The sequence below is a fragment of the Methylobacterium sp. ARG-1 genome (assembly GCF_001262595.1).
GTDB classification, from domain to species: Bacteria; Pseudomonadota; Alphaproteobacteria; order Rhizobiales; family Beijerinckiaceae; genus Methylobacterium; species Methylobacterium brachiatum.
Genome location: NZ_LHCD01000028.1, coordinates 77,259 through 92,172 on the forward strand (window position 1 = coordinate 77,259; position 14,914 = coordinate 92,172).

Below are 14,914 nucleotides of genomic sequence, written 5' to 3' on the forward strand. Positions count from 1 at the left end.
TCCTCCCTCAGGCCGTGATTTCGAGGCCCATGGCCCGGGCAGAGCCGCGGATCATGGCGACGGCCGCTTCGACCGAGTCGCAATTGAGGTCGGGCATCTTCTTCTCGGCGATCTCGCGCAGCTGCGCCTCGGAGATCTTGCCGACGGACGGACCCTTACCGGGGGTCTTCGAGCCCGAAGCCGGCTTCTTGCCGATCTTCAGACCGACGGCCTTCTTCAGGAAGAAGGTGACCGGCGGCTGCTTCATCTCGAAGGTGAAGGAGCGGTCCTGATACGCGGTGATGATCACCGGGATCGGGGTGCCCTTCTCCATCTGCGCGGTCTTCGCGTTGAAGGCCTTGCAGAATTCCATGATGTTGAGACCGCGCTGACCGAGCGCGGGACCGATCGGGGGCGACGGGTTCGCCGCGCCGGCCGGGACCTGAAGCTTCACGTAACCCGTGATCTTCTTCGCCATGGGATGACTCCCAAACTGCGTCCGCCGCCGGGCTGCCTAAGCGCGGGCGGGTCGGACGATTGCAGGTCGCGGTGCGATCCGTGGATCCCGGAGGCGAGGCCGGGCAGATCTTCCGCGGGTGAGACCGCCCCCGCGCGGGGTGCGGCCGCTTCGCGGCCGATGCTCAGCACCGGCCGGAAGAGGATGGGCGGCCGAAGACCGACCGCCGAAATCCGTTGTCGCTCAGGCCTTCTCGACCTGGGCGTATTCCAGCTCCACCGGGGTGGCGCGGCCGAAGATCGACACGGCCACCTTGAGGCGGGAGCGGGCCTCGTCGATCTCCTCGACGGTGCCGTTGAAGCTCGCGAACGGGCCGTCGGCGACCCGGACGGTCTCGCCGATCTCGAACGCGATCGACGGCTTCGGCCGGTCGACGCCCTCGGCGACCTGGCCCTTGATCCGCTCGGCCTCGGCGTCGGGGATCGGAACCGGCTTCGACTTGTCGGCGCCGAGGAAGCCCGTGACCTTCGGGGTGTTCTTGATGAGGTGGTAGACCTCGTCGGTCAGGTCGCACTTCACCAGGACGTAGCCGGGAAAAAATTTGCGCTCGGCATCGACCTTCCGGCCGCGGCGCACCTCGACGACCTTCTCGGTCGGGACCATCACCTCGTCGAACAGCTCGGTCAGCCCGCGCTGGGCCGCCTGGTCCTTGATGGACTGCGCGACCTTGTTCTCGAAGTTCGAGTAGGCGTGGACGATGTACCAGCGCTTCGACACGGTTCCGTTCAACTCCGACAAGTCCGCGAGGTCTCCCCCGATCGATATCGCCCCTCAGAGGCCGAGCACGAGGCCGACCACGAAGCGCAGGGCCTGGTCGACCACCGTGAAGAACAGGCTGGTGACCACGACCATCACGAACACCATGATGGTGGTGATCGTGGTCTCCCGGCGGGACGGCCAGGTGACCTTGCGGGCCTCGTCGCGGACCTGGGAGAAGAACTCGCCCGGGGTCACGCGCTTCTGCGGCACCTTGGCGGGCGTGGCCGGGCGGGCCGGCGGCGTGTTCGCGGGACCGCGAGCTGCGCCGCGCGCCACATCCACCTTCTTGGTCGCTTCGTTCGATGCCATGGCGCCAGTGTTTTTTGCGTGCGCGGGCCCGAGGCAGGGCCTGCTTCCGGGAACGCGAACATCCGGCGCCGAGGGCCTGGACGGGCCCGCACCGACGGTCGCTTCAGATCTCGGATTGCGCCCGCTCTAGCGCAACTCCGCCGGCTTGTCGACCGGGGCGACCGCGCGGGGTTGGGTGAGATATCTGGCAGGAGTGGAGGGACTCGAACCCGCAACCTCCGGTTTTGGAGACCGGCGCTCTGACCAGTTGAGCTACACTCCTAGCGTCCCGCCAAATGCCCGATCGCGGCGCCGCTTGCAAGAGGTTTGCGACCGCTTTGCCAGGACTTTCAGGGGGCTGAGGCCCGAAACCGGCGCCCAAGCCGGCGGCGATGACGGGTTCGGTGGGCGGGTGCCCGACGCGACGACGCCGGCCTCCGTGGGGACGGAGACCGGCGCCGGTCCGTTGACGTTCAGCCGGCGGCCCGACGGGTCGGGCCAGGCGGGATCTCAGTCGTTGATGGCGGCGACGACGCCGGCGCCGACGGTGCGGCCGCCTTCACGGATGGCGAAGCGCAGCTTCTCCTCCATGGCCACCGGCACGATCAGCGTGACGTCCATGGTCACGTTGTCGCCCGGCATCACCATCTCGGTGCCTTCCGGCAGCTCGCACACCCCGGTCACGTCCGTGGTCCGGAAGTAGAATTGCGGCCGGTAGTTGGTGAAGAACGGCGTGTGGCGACCGCCCTCCTCCTTGGTCAGGATGTAGGCCTCGGCCTTGAACTTGGTGTGCGGCTTCACCGAACCCGGCTTGCACACGACCTGGCCGCGCTCCACGTCCTCGCGCTTGGTGCCGCGCAGCAGCACGCCGACGTTGTCGCCCGCCTGCCCCTGGTCGAGCAGCTTGCGGAACATCTCCACGCCCGTGACCGTCGTGGTCGTGGTCGCCCGGATGCCGACGATCTCCACCGTCTCGCCGACCTTGACGATGCCGCGCTCGACGCGACCCGTCACCACCGTGCCGCGGCCCGAGATCGAGAACACGTCCTCGATCGGCATCAGGAACGGCAGGTCGATCGGACGCTCCGGCTGCGGGATGTAGGCGTCCACCGTCTCCATCAGCTTCAGGACCGCGTCCTTGCCGATCTTGGGCTCCTTGTCCTCGAGCGCCATCAGCGCCGAGCCCTTGGTGATCGGGATGTCGTCGCCCGGGAAGTCGTACTTCGACAGAAGCTCGCGCACCTCCAGCTCGACCAGCTCCAAGAGCTCCTCGTCGTCGACCATGTCGACCTTGTTCAGGAACACCACCAGCGCCGGAACGCCGACCTGGCGGGCCAGCAGGATGTGCTCGCGGGTCTGCGGCATCGGGCCGTCGGCCGCCGACACCACCAGGATCGCGCCGTCCATCTGGGCGGCACCCGTGATCATGTTCTTCACGTAGTCGGCGTGGCCGGGGCAGTCGACGTGGGCGTAGTGCCGGTTCTGCGTCTCGTACTCCACGTGCGCCGTCGAGATCGTGATCCCGCGCGCCTTCTCCTCAGGCGCCTTGTCGATCTGGTCGTAGGCCGTGAACGTCGCCCCGCCCGTCTCCGCCAAAACCTTCGTGATCGCCGCCGTCAACGACGTCTTGCCGTGGTCGACGTGGCCAATCGTGCCAATGTTGCAGTGCGGCTTGGTGCGGGAGAACTTTTCCTTGCCCATGATTCCCATTCCTGCGGCGGGGACCACGCTGTTCCCCGGATCCTGGTCGGCCGCCCCGAACGTGAAGAGGGGCGAAAAACGCGGTCCGCTTAGAGGCTCGGCCGCTCGCGATCAAGGTCCGGCGCGCACGAGGCCCTCGGGGCGACGCCGTCTGTCAAGCGCAGAGCCGCCACATTGGACCACGCGGATACTGATGCTCACCACTTCCGGTGGACACTTTCGAGACACAGTGTGGCTTGCAGGGCATAGCGGACCTGAAGCGGCCGAGCTTAAGTGGCGACAACCACTGGTCACCCGGGTCCCGCAAACATGATGAAGAAGTTCCTCCTCGCCACCGCCGCCACGGCGCTGGTCTCGACGGCCGCCGTCGCTGCCGACCTGCCGCGTCGCGCCGCGCCGCCGCCGGTCTTCACCTGGACGGGCTTCTACGCGGGTCTCGAGTCGGCCTACACCTTCACCGACCGCGAGCGCATCACCACGGTCGGCGTCCTTCCGGGCAACGCCGCCAACGTCGCGCTGGGCCGCCGCCCGGCCGTGACCTCGACCACGCAGGACGGCTTCGCCAACATCGGCGGCACCGCCGGCTACAACTATCAGTTCACGCCGGGCTCCGGCATCGTGGTCGGTATCGCCAACAGCATCGACTGGACCGACATCACCAAGAACCGGGTCGTTCTCGGCACCGGTAACGTCGCCGGCGGCCCGCCGAATCTCAGCCAGTTCCGCCAGAGCCTCGACTGGCTCGGCACCCTCACCGGCCGCGCCGGCTACGCCTTCGACCGGGTCCTGGTGTACGGCATGGGCGGTCTCGCCTACGGCAACGTGTTCCACGACGCGAACTTCTACACCCCGGGCGGCGCCCTGCAGTTCGCCGGCCGCTACGACGACTTCAAGACCGGTTTCGCCTATGGCGGCGGCATCGAGTTCGCGATCCCGACCGACAGCTTCCTGAACAACTTCGCGGTCGGCAAGTATCTCGGCATCAAGTACGACGCCGTGACCATCAAGGCCGAGTACCTGCACTACGACCTCGGCAGCCAGAGCGTCCTCGTCGCCGCGCTTCCGGGCGTCGGCAACGGCTCGTACATCTCGCGCTTCCGGACCGAGGGCAGCATCGTCCGCGCCGGCTTCAACTACAAGTTCGGCGGCTTCTAGGACCGAGCCGACAGGCGCGGCCTGGGAGCGAACCGCCCGGGCTGACTTTCGCGGGCGCGTGCCGGGATCGGCGCGCGCCCGTCTCGTTTTCGGGCTGTCGCGCCCCGGCGTGAGACCGCCTAGCAGGCGCGCAGATGCGCGATCAGCCGGGCCGCCGCTTCGTCCGGCGTGCCGGTGTTGAGGATGGTCAGGTCGGCCCGGACCCGGGCCTCGCGGGCCAGGCGCGCGGCGAGGTTGCCGTCCTCCGGCCGGTTGCGGGCCGCGATACGGCTGGCCAGGATCTCGGGGGGCGCCGTGACCTCGACCACGCTGACCGGAACGGTGCCGCCTCGGGCCTCCTCGACGATGCGCCGCGAGACGTTGCAGACCACGACATGCCCGCCGGCGGCGAGATCGGCGGCCTGCGCCGGAATGGCATAGCCGAGGCCGTGGGCGCGCCAATGCAGGGGGAAGGCACCGGACGCGCAGCCGGTCTCGAAGGCGGCCGCGTCGATCTCGTCGTTGTCCTCGTCGCCGGAGGGCGGTCGGGTCACGAGGCGGCGGGGGAAGACGTAGCGCGGGTCGCCCGCCAGCTCCGCCCGGGCCAGCCGGATCAGCGTATCCTTGCCGGCCCCGCTTGGGCCGACCACCAGGACCAGGCAGCCCGCCATCAGGCGACCCGCAGGCCGGCGCGCCAGACCTCCCGGACCACCGGCACCCCTTCGGTGCGCTGGACCCGCACCAGGTCGGCCCGCAGGCCCGCCTCCAGGGCGCCGCGGTCGGTCAGGCCGGTGGCGCGGGCGGGATTGGCCGTGACGGTGGCCAGCGCCTGCGGCAGCGAGATCGCGGGCGCCTGCTCGGGCAGCAGGAAAGCCGCCATCAGCAGGCTCGCCGGCACGTAATCCGACGACAGGATGTCGAGATGGCCGGCCTCGGCCAGCGTCAGGGCGGCGACGTTGCCGGAATGCGAGCCGCCGCGAATCAGGTTCGGCGCACCCATCATCACGGTGATCCCGCGCCCGTGAGCGGCCTCGGCGGCCTCCAAGGTGGTCGGGAACTCGGCCAGCGCCACGCCCTCGCCGGCGGCAAGCTCGACATCGTCCAGGGTCGTGTCGTCGTGGCTCGCCAGGGGGATGCCCATCTCCTGGGCGAACTGGACCAGGGCCGGACGGTTGCGGCCGTTCAGCGCCTGCCCCTCCCGGATCTTGCGCTCGGTGTTGACCCGGATCTCCTCCAGGGTGCGGCCGCCCCGCGTGGCGTAGGTGTAGTATTTCTCCATATCCCGGAACTGGCGCTGCCCCGGGGTGTGGTCCATCAGCGAGATCAGGCCGATCGGGTAGCGCGCGTTGAAATCCGCCACCGTGTCGAGCACGTCCGCCGAGGGCAGCTCGCAGCGCAGATGCGTGTAGTGCTCGGCCCGGAACAGGTTGCCGGCGCGCGCGGTCTCGATCGCCGCGGCGAGCTGCTTCAGCTCGGAGCCCAGCCCGCTGCCGTCGGGGTCGCTGCCGGCGCGCAGGGAATCGAACACCGTGGTGATGCCCGAGGCGGTGATCTGCGCGTCGTAGGCCAGCACCGCGCCGAGGGGATGCCAGCGGACCTTGGGCCGAGGCGCGAAGTGGCTCTCGAGATGGTCGGTGTGCAGCTCGATCAGCCCGGGGATCAGGTGGTCGCCGCCGAGGTCGAGGCCGCGCTCGGGCGCGCGCCCGGTGCCGATCTCCGCGATGAGGCCGTCGGTCACGGCGAGCCAGCCGTGCTCCACCCGGTCCGGCAGGATCAGGAGCGCGTTCTCGAGGATCAGGTCGCTCATCGGAACTCCTCTACAGCATCGTCCCGCACGACGGCATCCAGCGTTCGGAAAAAGACGATGTGAATCAAAAGTCTAGCGCGTCGTGCCGGCTCCGATGTCCGCCGCGCCGTACTAGGCCGCCCGGGCTTGCGCGAAGCGCGTCACGTCGACGATTCGCGTCGCCACAGCATCGCGCATCTCGCTGTCGTGAAAGATGCCGAGCACGCCGGCCCCGGCGGCCAGCTTCTCGCGCACGAGCTCGGCCACCACGGCGCGGTTGCTGGCGTCGAGCGAGGCGGTGGGCTCGTCGAGCAGGAGCAGCGGCCGGTCGGCGATCAGCCCCCGGGCGATGTTCACCCGCTGCTGCTCGCCGCCGGAGAAGGTGGCGGGCGGCAGGCTCCAGAGCCGCTCGGGCAGGTTGAGCCGGGCCAGCAGATCCTTCGCCCGCGCGCGCGCCGTGTCCTCGGACAGGCCGCCCTCGCGGCCGGCGGCCTCGACCACGTCGAGGGTCGAGACCCGGGGGATCACCCGCAGGAACTGCGACACGTAGGCGATGACCCGCGCCCGCAGGGCCAGCATCCGGCGCGGATCGGCCCGCACCACGTCCACCACGGCGTCCCCATCGCGGACCAGGATCGCGCCGGCATCGCAGCGGTAATTGCCGTAGGCCATCTTCAGGAGCGAGGACTTGCCCGCCCCGGAGGGGCCGCCGAGCACCACGCACTCGCCCGGCGCCACCGAGAGGCTCACCCCGCCCACCACCGGAAGAATGACGCCGTCGCGCAGGTGCAGGGTGAAGCTCTTGGCGACGTCCTGGAAGGTCAGAAGCGCGGTCATGCGGCGAGCACCGAGGAGACGAGGAGCTGGGTGTAGGCGTGCTCGGGATCGTCGAGCACCCGGTCGGTCAGGCCGGTCTCGATCACCCGGCCGGCGCGCATGACGATGATCCGGTGCGAGAGCAACCGCGCCACCGCGAGGTCGTGGGTGACGATGATCACCGCCAGGCCGAGCTCGGCCGAGAGCCGCCGGATCAGGTCGAGCAGCCGGGCCTGGACCGAGACGTCGAGCCCCGAGGTCGGCTCGTCCATCAGCACCAGCCTCGGGCCGGTGATGAGGTTGCGGGCGATCTGCAGGCGCTGGCGCATGCCGCCGGAGAAGCGCGTCGGCGGATCGTCGATCCGGTCGGCGGCGATCTCGACCCGGCCGAGCCAGTCGAGCGCCTGCCCGCGGATGCGGCCGTAATGGCGCTCGCCGACCCCCATCAGGCGCTCGCCGACATTGCCGCCGGCCGAGACCGTCATGCGCAGGCCCTGGGCCGCATCCTGGCGCACGAAGCCCCAGTCGGTGCGCATCAGCGCCCGGCGCTCGGCCTCGCTCAGGCCGGCGAGGTCGCGCAGCACCCCGTCGCGCATCCGGTAGGAGACCGTCCCGGCATCCGGCGCCAGCTCGGTGGCGACGAGGGAGAGCAGCGTCGACTTGCCCGAGCCGGATTCACCCACGATCGCCAGCACCTCGCCGGGATCGAGGTCGAACGATACGTCGGCGCAGCCGAGGCGCGCGCCATAGTGCTTGGTCAGGCCGCGAACCTGAAGCAGGGGCTCGCTCATCGGGTCACCTCTGCGGCGTCGGGCACGAAGGGCGGATCAAGGCGGAAGCTGTAGCCGTAGCGCTCGAAGCCGAGGCTCTCGTAGAAGGCGTGCGCCGGCTTGGCGTCGACATTCGAGGACAGGGCGAGCTTGTAGCAGCCCCGGGCCTGGGCGATGCGGAACGCCTCGCGCATTATCGCCCGACCGAGGCCGCCGCCGCGATGCCCGGACGCGACCACCACACTCTCGACGAGGGCCGACGGCATGCCCCAATGGGCGATGTTGTCGAGGATGACGAGGCAGAAGGTGCCGACGATCCCGCCGTCGACCTCCGCCACGTAGAGCCCGTAATCGGGATAGGCCGTGACGATCCGGTCGAGGAGCGCCTCGGCCTGATCGATTGTCGCCACCCGGCCGGCATTCAGCTCGGCGTAGAGGGCGAGGACAGCCGGAAGGTCGGGCTTTCCGGCCCGGCGGACCGTGAGGCCGGTCATACCGCGTCTCCCGTGCCGACATGGCCGTCGGCGCGGCGCCCCTCGCAATGGTCGGTGTCCGAGCAGACGAACATCCGCCGGCCGGCATCGTCGAGCAGCATCTCGTCCAGATAGACGCCCTCGGCCCCGCACAGGGCGCAGGGCTGGTCGAATTGCTGCACCCGGAACGGATGGTCCTCGAAGTCGAGGCTGCGCACTGAGGTGTAGGGCGGCACCGCGTAGATGCGCCGCTCGCGCCCCGCCCCGAACAGCTGGAGGGCCGGGCAATCATCCATCTTCGGGTTGTCGAATTTCGGCGTCGGCGACGGGTCCATCACGTAGCGGCCGGCGACCTCCACCGGGTAGGCGTAGGTGGTGGCGATGTGGCCGTGGCGGCTGATATCCTCGTAGAGCTTGACGTGCATGGCGCCGTACTCGCGCAGCGCGTGGAGCTGTCGGGTCTCGGTCTCGCGCGGTTCGAGGAAGCGCAGGGGCTCGGGGATCGGCACCTGGTAGACCAGAACCTGGCCCTCCCGCAGGGGCGTCTCCGGGATGCGGTGGCGGGTCTGGATGATCGTCGCCTCGGTGGTCCGGGTGGTGGTGGCGACCCCGGAGGTGCGGGCGAAGAAGCGCCGGATCGAGACCGCGTTGGTGGTGTCGTCGGCGCCCTGGTCGATCACCTTGAGCACGTCCGCGCGCCCCAGGACCGCCGCCGTGACCTGCACGCCGCCGGTGCCCCAGCCGTAGGGCATCGGCATCTCCCGGGAGGCGAATGGCACCTGGTAGCCCGGCACCGCGATCGCCTTGAGGATGGCCCGGCGGATCATCCGCTTGGTGCCCTCGTCGAGGTAGGCAAAATTGTAGCCGGCTTCGGATCGGCTCGGCTCCATCATCGCTGTCGCACTCACTCGGCCGCCTCCCGCACGCTGTCTGAGTCTCGAAAAAACTCGGCGCGCAGGCGCCGGACCAGCTCTAGCTCCGCCTGGAAGTCGACGTAGTGGGGCAGCTTCAGGTGCTCGACGAAGCCGGTGGCCTGGAGGCTATCGCAATGGGCGAGCACGAATTCCTGGTCCTGGGCCGGGCTCGTCACGGGCTCGCCGAGCTCCGCCGCCCGCAGCGCCCGGTCGACCAGGGCCATGGCCATCGCCTTGCGCTCGCTCTGCCCGAAGGTGAGCCCGTAGCCGCGGGTGAATTGGGGCGGCGTCGTCCCGGAGCCCGTGAACTGGTTGACCATCTGGCACTCGGTGAGCCGGATCCGGCCAAGCGGCACCGGAAAGCCCAGCTCCTCCGGCACGAACTCCACCGCCACGTCGCCGACCCGGACCTCGCCCACGAACGGGTGGGTGCGGCCGTAGCCGCGCTGGGTCGAGTAGCCGAGGCCGAGGACGAAGCCCTCGTCGCCCCGAGCCAGGGCCTGGAGGCGCAGGGCCCGGTCGGCCGGGTAATCCACCGGTTCCCGGGTGAGGTCGCCCACGGGGGCGCCGTCATCCGGAGGCGAGGGCTCGATCAGGCCGTCCTGGGCCAGCAAGTCGGTGACCCGCGGGCAGGTGCCGGCATCGTCGCGCGGCTCGGCCTCGGCGGCGGGCTCGACCGTGCCCTCGGCGGCGAGCGCGAAGTCGATCAGCCGGTGGGTGTAGTCGAAGGTCGGCCCGAGCACCTGACCGCCGGGCAGGTCCTTGAAGGTCGCCGAGACCCGGCGCGCCACCGCCATGGCGCCGGTATCGACCGGCTTCGAAGCGCCGAACCGCGGCAGGGTCGTCCGGTAGGCGCGGACCAGGAAGACCGCCTCGACCACGTCGCCGCGGGCCTGCTTGAGGGCCAGCGCGGCGAGGTCGGGATCGTAGAGCGAGCCTTCCGCCATGACCCGGTCGACCAGGAGCGTCATCTGCTCGCGAATTTGCGCGACGGTGAGCTCCGGCACGGCCGGGTCGCCCCGGCGGGTCTCGGCGAGCAGCCGGTGGGCGTTGTCGATGGCGGCCTCGCCGCCCTTCACAGCCACATACATCGGTCAGCTCTCCGTGACGGCGGTGGAGCGCGGGAGGCCGGCGACGCGGCCGGGGGCGGTGAGGATCAGGTCGATTCCCAGCGGGAACCCGGCGCGGTTCTCGGCCAGCTGCGCGACGAACCGCTCCGGCAGGGGCGCGAGCGCGAGCCGCGTCGTACCGTCGATCCCGGGACCCGTGAGACGCAGCCCCTCCCCGGCCGTGATCGTGTCCAGGGCCAGCACCAGGGTGGTCGAGGTGTCGGGATAGGCCGGCGTGCCCTGCGCGAAACGGACGAACGGCAGGCATTGGGCCGGATCCCGGATCAGCGCGAAGGCCGCCCGGGCCGGGTCGTGGGTGAGCGGCGCCCCGGTGTGGAAGCGCAGATAGGCGGCGACCTCTGGCGCGGCCGCGAGGCCGGCATCGAGCCAGACCGGCGTGTCGGCATCGGTGAGCGCCAGCGCGATGGCGGCGAGTTCCGGGGTCAGCGGAGCCGGGGGTTCCAGCCCGGCCTCGAGGCGCCGGGGCAGGCCGGGGCGGGCGAGCGCGTCCATCACGGCGCGGAACGTGCCCTGCGCGTCATGGACCGGATCAGCGAAGCCGGGTGCGAGCATGCTCAATCCTCCCCGCGGGCCAGCGTCAGGAAATCGACGCGGGTGGCGGCGGTGCGACGGGCCGCCCGATGGCGGGCGGCCTCGGCCTTCTCGGCAGCCGACCGGAGCGCGTCCTCGACCCGGGCGCGGCGGGACGGATCCTGCCAGAGCGCGTCGAGGGTGGCGGCGAGCCGCGCCTTCGTGCGGTCGCGGCCGAGATGGTAGGCGAAGCCGGTGGCCCCGTCGGGGAGCCGGATCGCCGCCCGGGTCACGCTGACCTCGCCGAGATTGAACGGCCGCCCGTCGCCGCCGATTCGGCCGGTGGCCATCACCAGCCCGGTCTCGGGCGGGCGCAGGTCCTCGATGGGCGGGGCTGCGAGGGTCTGCAAGGCGGCGTCGAGGTCGTCGCGGCTCGCATCGGCGCAGAGCGCCATCACGGCCCGGCGGGCCGCAATCTCATCCGGGCCTTGGTGAAGCGGGCTCGTCGCCATCGCGAATCTCTCTGTCGAGCTGTTGTATAGTCGTGTAGACAACTAGCGTGCCGGGCGCAAATGAAGTTTGGATGACAGGATGGATGCACAGGAGCAGACGCCCGGCCTCGTCCGGGGAGAGGGGCTGACGGCGTGGCGGCAGATCGCCGACGCGCTGACGGCCGATATCGCGGCGGGGCGCTACGCGCCGGGACAGCAGATGCCGACCGAGGCGGCGCTCGCCGCGCGCTTCGCGGTCAACCGGCACACGGTGCGGCGGGCGCTCGCCGCCCTAGCAGAGAGCGGCCTCGTGCGCGCCAGCCAGGGGCGCGGCACCTTCGTGGAGGAGGCGCCGCTCGCCTACCCGATCGGCCCGCGCACCCGCTTCTCCGAGATCGTCACCGGGGCCGGGCGCGAGGCCTGGGGCGACCTGCTCGCCTCGGCCACCGTCCCGGCCGGACCCAAGCAGGCGGCGGCGCTGGCGATCGAGCCGGGCGCGCCGATCCTCGAATTGCTGACGATCCACCGGGCGGACGATGCCCCGATCTCGACCGCGCAGACCTGGCTGCCCCTGCCGCGCTTTTCCGGTTTCGCCGCGGCTTACGCCGAGCGCGGCTCGATCACCCGCGCCTTCGCGGCCTGCGGGGTCCACGATTACACCCGCCTCTCGACGCGGATCCGCGCCCGCCCGGCCGATGCCCAGGAGGCGGAGCGCCTCGACATCGCCCCCGGGCGGGTGGTCATGGTGGTGTCGAGCGTCAACATCGACTCCGCTGGCGTGCCGATCCAGGCGAACCGCACGCTGTTCGCCGCCGACCGGGTCGAGCTGGTGATCGGCGGCTGAAATCGCTCAGCGCGCCGCCGGCCCGATGATCGCCCGGCGCAGGCGGGTCGAGACCCAGTCGATCGCCGCCACGGTGGCGAGGATCATCAGCACCAGGAACGCGACTTGCTTCAGCTCCAGGACGCGGATCAGCTCGGTGAGGTACTGGCCGATGCCGCCCGCCCCGACGATGCCGATGATCGTGGCCGAGCGGGTGTTCGATTCGAAGAAATACAGCACTTGGCTCGCCAGCACCGGCAGCACCCCGGGGATCAGCCCGAAGCGGATGCGGTGCAGGGCCGAGCCCCCCGAGGCGACGACGCCCTCGCCCGGTCGCCGGTCGCAGGTCTCGATCGCCTCGGAGAACAGCTTGCCGAACGCCCCGAAATCCGAGCACGCGATGGCGAGCATCCCCGCGAAGGGGCCGAGGCCGACGACGTTGATCCAGATCAGCGCCCAGATCAGCACGTCGACCGAGCGCATCACGTCGAGGCCCCGGCGCACGGCGAAATGCGCGAACGGGTTGGGCACGACGTTGCGGGCGGCGAGCAGCGCCACCGGGAAGGCCAGGATCGCCGCCGTCAGCGTGCCCAGGAAGGCGATGCCCAACGTCTCGCCCAGGGCGTGCACGAAGGTGCCGAGATGCCCCTCCGGCGACGGCGGCAGCATCAGCAGCGCGAAGGCGCCGAGGCGCCCAAGCCCGTAGAGGAGCCGCGCGGGCGACATCTCGAACTGCCAGGCGCCGAAGCCGGCCAGCCCGATCAGGCCGCCGAGAAGCAGCGCGGCGCGCAGGCGCGCGGGCCAATCCGTCCGGAACTGCGCCGGATAGTGGGCGCGCAGGCGCGCGAGCTCGGCCCGAGCCTCGGCCCGCAGGGTTTCGGAGCGGGCCTTGCTCATCGGGCCTCCTCGGTGCCGGTCAGCCGGTGGCGGACCTGCTCGGTGGCGAGGTCGATGCAGATGACGGTGAGGATAATCAGGCCGAGGATCGCGCTGACATCCGCGTAGTAGAAGTTGCGGATCGCGGCCAGAAACTCCTGCCCGATGCCGCCGGCGCCGACGAAGCCCAGCACCGCCGCCCCGCGCACGTTGATCTCGAAGCGCAGCAGCGCGTAGGAGGCGAAGTTCGACAGGACCTGCGGCAGCACGGCGAAGCGCACGGTCTCGATCCAGCTGGCGCCCGAGGCCGACAGGCCCTCGACCGGGCGCATGTCGATATTCTCGACCACCTCGGAGAACAGCTTGCCGAGCGCCCCGGTGGTGTGGACCGCCAGGGCCAGCACGCCGACCATCGGGCCGAGCCCGAAGGCGATGACGAACAGCAGCGCGAACACCACGTCGGGAATCGTGCGGCACACCTCCAGGAAGCGCTTGGCGACGAAGCGCACCGTGGGCGACCGAACCAGGTTGGCGGCGGCCACGAAGCTGAGGGCGAAGCCCGCGAGCCCGCCCAGCAGCGTGCCGAGATAGGCCATCAGCACGGTCTCGCCGAGCAGGGCGAGCCATTTGGGCAGGCCCCAGTACCAGGCGCGCACATCCTCGAGCGGATGCTCGAGACCGACCGGCGGCCAGATCTGCGCGAGATAGGCGGTGAACTTGCCGATATTCTCGGCGAAGACCAGCGGCCGCACCTCGGCGGCGAGGGCCGCGAGCAGCGCCAGCACCGCCACGGCGGCGAAGCTCGCGAGCGTGCGGCGGCGCGCGGCGCCGCTCGCCGCCGCGTACAGGCCGGAGAGGGCGGCTGCCCGCTCCGGCGGCAGGGGTGTCAGGCCGCGCAAGGCGGGGGTCCGATCAGGCTTGCGATCAGGATTTCTTGCGCTGCTCGTCGTTGAACTTCAGCATGTCGATGATCGGCTGGTAATCCTTGAGCGTCACCGGGGTGAGGCTGAGATCCTTGCCGTCGGACAGCTTGTCGAACGCCGCCTTGTCGGCGGTCGGCATGTCGAGGAAAGCCTGGCGGATCTTGGCCTTCAGGTCGTCCGGCAGGCTCGCCAGCACGGCATAGGGGCCCTCGGGCAGGAAGTCGGACTTGAACACCACCCGGAAATCCGACTTCTGCATCGGCGTGCCGTCGGGCTTCTTCAGCATGCCTTTCGTAATCATGCGAGTCACGATCGAGTCGGTCTCGGAGTTCCACAGGTTCGCGGCGGCGTCGACGGTGCCCTGGGTCAGGGCCAGGACGGCATTCTCGTGGCTGCCGGCAAACACCGCCTTGGCGAAATGCTTGTCCACGTCGAAGCCCGCCCGCTTCAGGAAGAAGCGCGGGGCCTGGTTGCCGGAGGTGGAGTTCGGATCGACCAGGGCGAGGTTCTTGCCCTTGAGGTCTTCGACCGTCTTGTACGGGCTGGAGGCCAGCGTGTAGATCACCGAGTAATAGCCCGAGGCGCCGGTCTCGTGCTGCGGGTTCACCATCGGATCGACCTTCACGCCGGTCATCACGGCGCGGGCGAAGGAAGCCGGCCCGTAGAACGCGATGTGGATGTTGCCGGCGCGCTGGCCCTCGATCACCGCGGCGTAGTCGCTGGCGACCCGCAGCTTCACCGGCACGCCGACCGCCTTGCTCAGGTAGTTCGCCAGGGGGGCGTAGCGGTCGTTGGTACCGCTGGCATTCTCCATGGGGATAACCGCCAGGGTCAGCTCGGGATACTTAACCTTCCAGTCCTGGGCGGCGGCCGGCAGGCCGAGGAGGGCGAGCGCCGCGGCGGCGGCGAGGGTGCGTCGGGTGATCATCGTGTGGTCCTCAAGTGGGCGTCGGGCGACGGATCGGCCGGCCGCAGGGCGGCGGCATGCCGGTGGTGAGGCGGTGGCGCTCGCAACGCGGTGCGA

Annotated in this window: 18 protein-coding genes and 1 tRNA gene; 2 read left to right on the plus strand and 17 right to left on the minus strand. The window is 70.4% G+C overall.

Features of this window, described 5'->3' with window-relative positions:
• Positions 1-7: 7 nt before the first annotated feature.
• From rplK to tuf, 5 genes are all read right to left on the minus strand, one after another.
• On the minus strand, positions 8-457 hold the full coding sequence (rplK, locus tag AKJ13_RS22070) for a 50S ribosomal protein L11 (protein ID WP_007566054.1): 450 nt from the start codon (positions 455-457) through the stop codon (positions 8-10).
• A gap of 222 nt (positions 458-679) precedes the next feature.
• On the minus strand, positions 680-1,213 hold the full coding sequence (gene nusG / locus AKJ13_RS22075; protein WP_007566056.1) for a transcription termination/antitermination protein NusG: 534 nt from the start codon (positions 1,211-1,213) through the stop codon (positions 680-682).
• Positions 1,214-1,267: 54 nt separating this feature from the next.
• Entirely contained in the window at positions 1,268-1,564 is a 297-nt protein-coding gene (secE, locus tag AKJ13_RS22080) for a preprotein translocase subunit SecE (protein ID WP_007566058.1), read from the minus strand.
• A gap of 185 nt (positions 1,565-1,749) precedes the next feature.
• Positions 1,750-1,826 (minus strand) — tRNA-Trp (locus tag AKJ13_RS22085).
• Between the two features lie 227 nt (positions 1,827-2,053).
• Positions 2,054-3,244 carry an elongation factor Tu gene (tuf, locus tag AKJ13_RS22090; RefSeq protein ID WP_050732917.1) on the minus strand — a complete coding sequence of 397 codons (1,191 nt, stop codon included), beginning with the start codon at positions 3,242-3,244 and terminating at the stop codon, positions 2,054-2,056.
• A gap of 309 nt (positions 3,245-3,553) precedes the next feature.
• Here tuf and AKJ13_RS22095 point away from each other — a divergent pair, with 309 nt between their 5' ends.
• Positions 3,554-4,399, plus strand: coding sequence for a porin family protein (locus AKJ13_RS22095; protein ID WP_050735287.1), 846 nt, complete (start codon positions 3,554-3,556; stop codon positions 4,397-4,399).
• Positions 4,400-4,518: 119 nt separating this feature from the next.
• On the opposite strand, the gene phnN is transcribed toward AKJ13_RS22095, so the two are convergent.
• From phnN to phnG, 9 genes are all read right to left on the minus strand, one after another.
• Positions 4,519-5,049, minus strand: coding sequence for a phosphonate metabolism protein/1,5-bisphosphokinase (PRPP-forming) PhnN (phnN, locus tag AKJ13_RS22100; RefSeq protein ID WP_050735288.1), 531 nt, complete (start codon positions 5,047-5,049; stop codon positions 4,519-4,521).
• A complete protein-coding gene (locus AKJ13_RS22105; RefSeq protein ID WP_050735289.1) occupies positions 5,049-6,185 on the minus strand; it encodes an alpha-D-ribose 1-methylphosphonate 5-triphosphate diphosphatase in 1,137 nt (378 codons plus the stop codon). Before AKJ13_RS22105 ends, phnN begins: the two co-directional genes overlap by 1 nt.
• Positions 6,186-6,296: 111 nt before the next feature.
• Positions 6,297-7,001 (minus strand): phosphonate C-P lyase system protein PhnL, encoded by a 705-nt coding sequence (phnL, locus tag AKJ13_RS22110; protein WP_050735290.1) that lies wholly within the window; start codon positions 6,999-7,001, stop codon positions 6,297-6,299.
• Positions 6,998-7,771, minus strand: coding sequence for a phosphonate C-P lyase system protein PhnK (phnK, locus tag AKJ13_RS22115; RefSeq protein ID WP_050735291.1), 774 nt, complete (start codon positions 7,769-7,771; stop codon positions 6,998-7,000). The genes phnL and phnK overlap by 4 nt, the downstream gene beginning before the upstream one ends.
• Positions 7,768-8,244, minus strand: a complete 477-nt coding sequence (locus AKJ13_RS22120) for a GNAT family N-acetyltransferase (protein WP_050735292.1) — start codon at positions 8,242-8,244, stop codon at positions 7,768-7,770. Before AKJ13_RS22120 ends, phnK begins: the two co-directional genes overlap by 4 nt.
• Positions 8,241-9,113 carry an alpha-D-ribose 1-methylphosphonate 5-phosphate C-P-lyase PhnJ gene (locus AKJ13_RS22125; protein WP_200905684.1) on the minus strand — a complete coding sequence of 291 codons (873 nt, stop codon included), beginning with the start codon at positions 9,111-9,113 and terminating at the stop codon, positions 8,241-8,243. The genes AKJ13_RS22120 and AKJ13_RS22125 overlap by 4 nt, the downstream gene beginning before the upstream one ends.
• Before the next feature lie 14 nt (positions 9,114-9,127).
• On the minus strand, positions 9,128-10,228 hold the full coding sequence (locus AKJ13_RS22130) for a carbon-phosphorus lyase complex subunit PhnI (RefSeq protein WP_050735294.1): 1,101 nt from the start codon (positions 10,226-10,228) through the stop codon (positions 9,128-9,130).
• Positions 10,229-10,231: 3 nt separating this feature from the next.
• Positions 10,232-10,819, minus strand: a complete 588-nt coding sequence (gene phnH / locus AKJ13_RS22135) for a phosphonate C-P lyase system protein PhnH (protein WP_050735295.1) — start codon at positions 10,817-10,819, stop codon at positions 10,232-10,234.
• Positions 10,820-10,821: 2 nt separating this feature from the next.
• Positions 10,822-11,289: a phosphonate C-P lyase system protein PhnG gene (gene phnG / locus AKJ13_RS22140; RefSeq protein ID WP_082317059.1), complete on the minus strand. Its 468-nt coding sequence runs from the start codon at positions 11,287-11,289 to the stop codon at positions 10,822-10,824.
• A gap of 79 nt (positions 11,290-11,368) precedes the next feature.
• Between phnG and phnF the strand changes: the two genes are divergently transcribed.
• Positions 11,369-12,112, plus strand: coding sequence for a phosphonate metabolism transcriptional regulator PhnF (gene phnF, locus AKJ13_RS22145; RefSeq protein WP_050735296.1), 744 nt, complete (start codon positions 11,369-11,371; stop codon positions 12,110-12,112).
• Between the two features lie 6 nt (positions 12,113-12,118).
• Here phnF and phnE (AKJ13_RS22150) read toward each other — a convergent pair whose 3' ends face one another.
• The 3 genes from phnE (AKJ13_RS22150) to phnD are packed head-to-tail and all read right to left on the minus strand — an operon-like array spanning position 12,119 to position 14,818.
• On the minus strand, positions 12,119-12,988 hold the full coding sequence (gene phnE / locus AKJ13_RS22150) for a phosphonate ABC transporter, permease protein PhnE (protein ID WP_050735297.1): 870 nt from the start codon (positions 12,986-12,988) through the stop codon (positions 12,119-12,121).
• Positions 12,985-13,866, minus strand: coding sequence for a phosphonate ABC transporter, permease protein PhnE (phnE, locus tag AKJ13_RS22155; RefSeq protein WP_050735298.1), 882 nt, complete (start codon positions 13,864-13,866; stop codon positions 12,985-12,987). Before phnE (AKJ13_RS22155) ends, phnE (AKJ13_RS22150) begins: the two co-directional genes overlap by 4 nt.
• 25 nt (positions 13,867-13,891) lie before the next feature.
• Positions 13,892-14,818, minus strand: a complete 927-nt coding sequence (phnD, locus tag AKJ13_RS22160) for a phosphonate ABC transporter substrate-binding protein (RefSeq protein ID WP_050735299.1) — start codon at positions 14,816-14,818, stop codon at positions 13,892-13,894.
• Between the last annotated feature and the right edge of the window lie 96 nt (positions 14,819-14,914).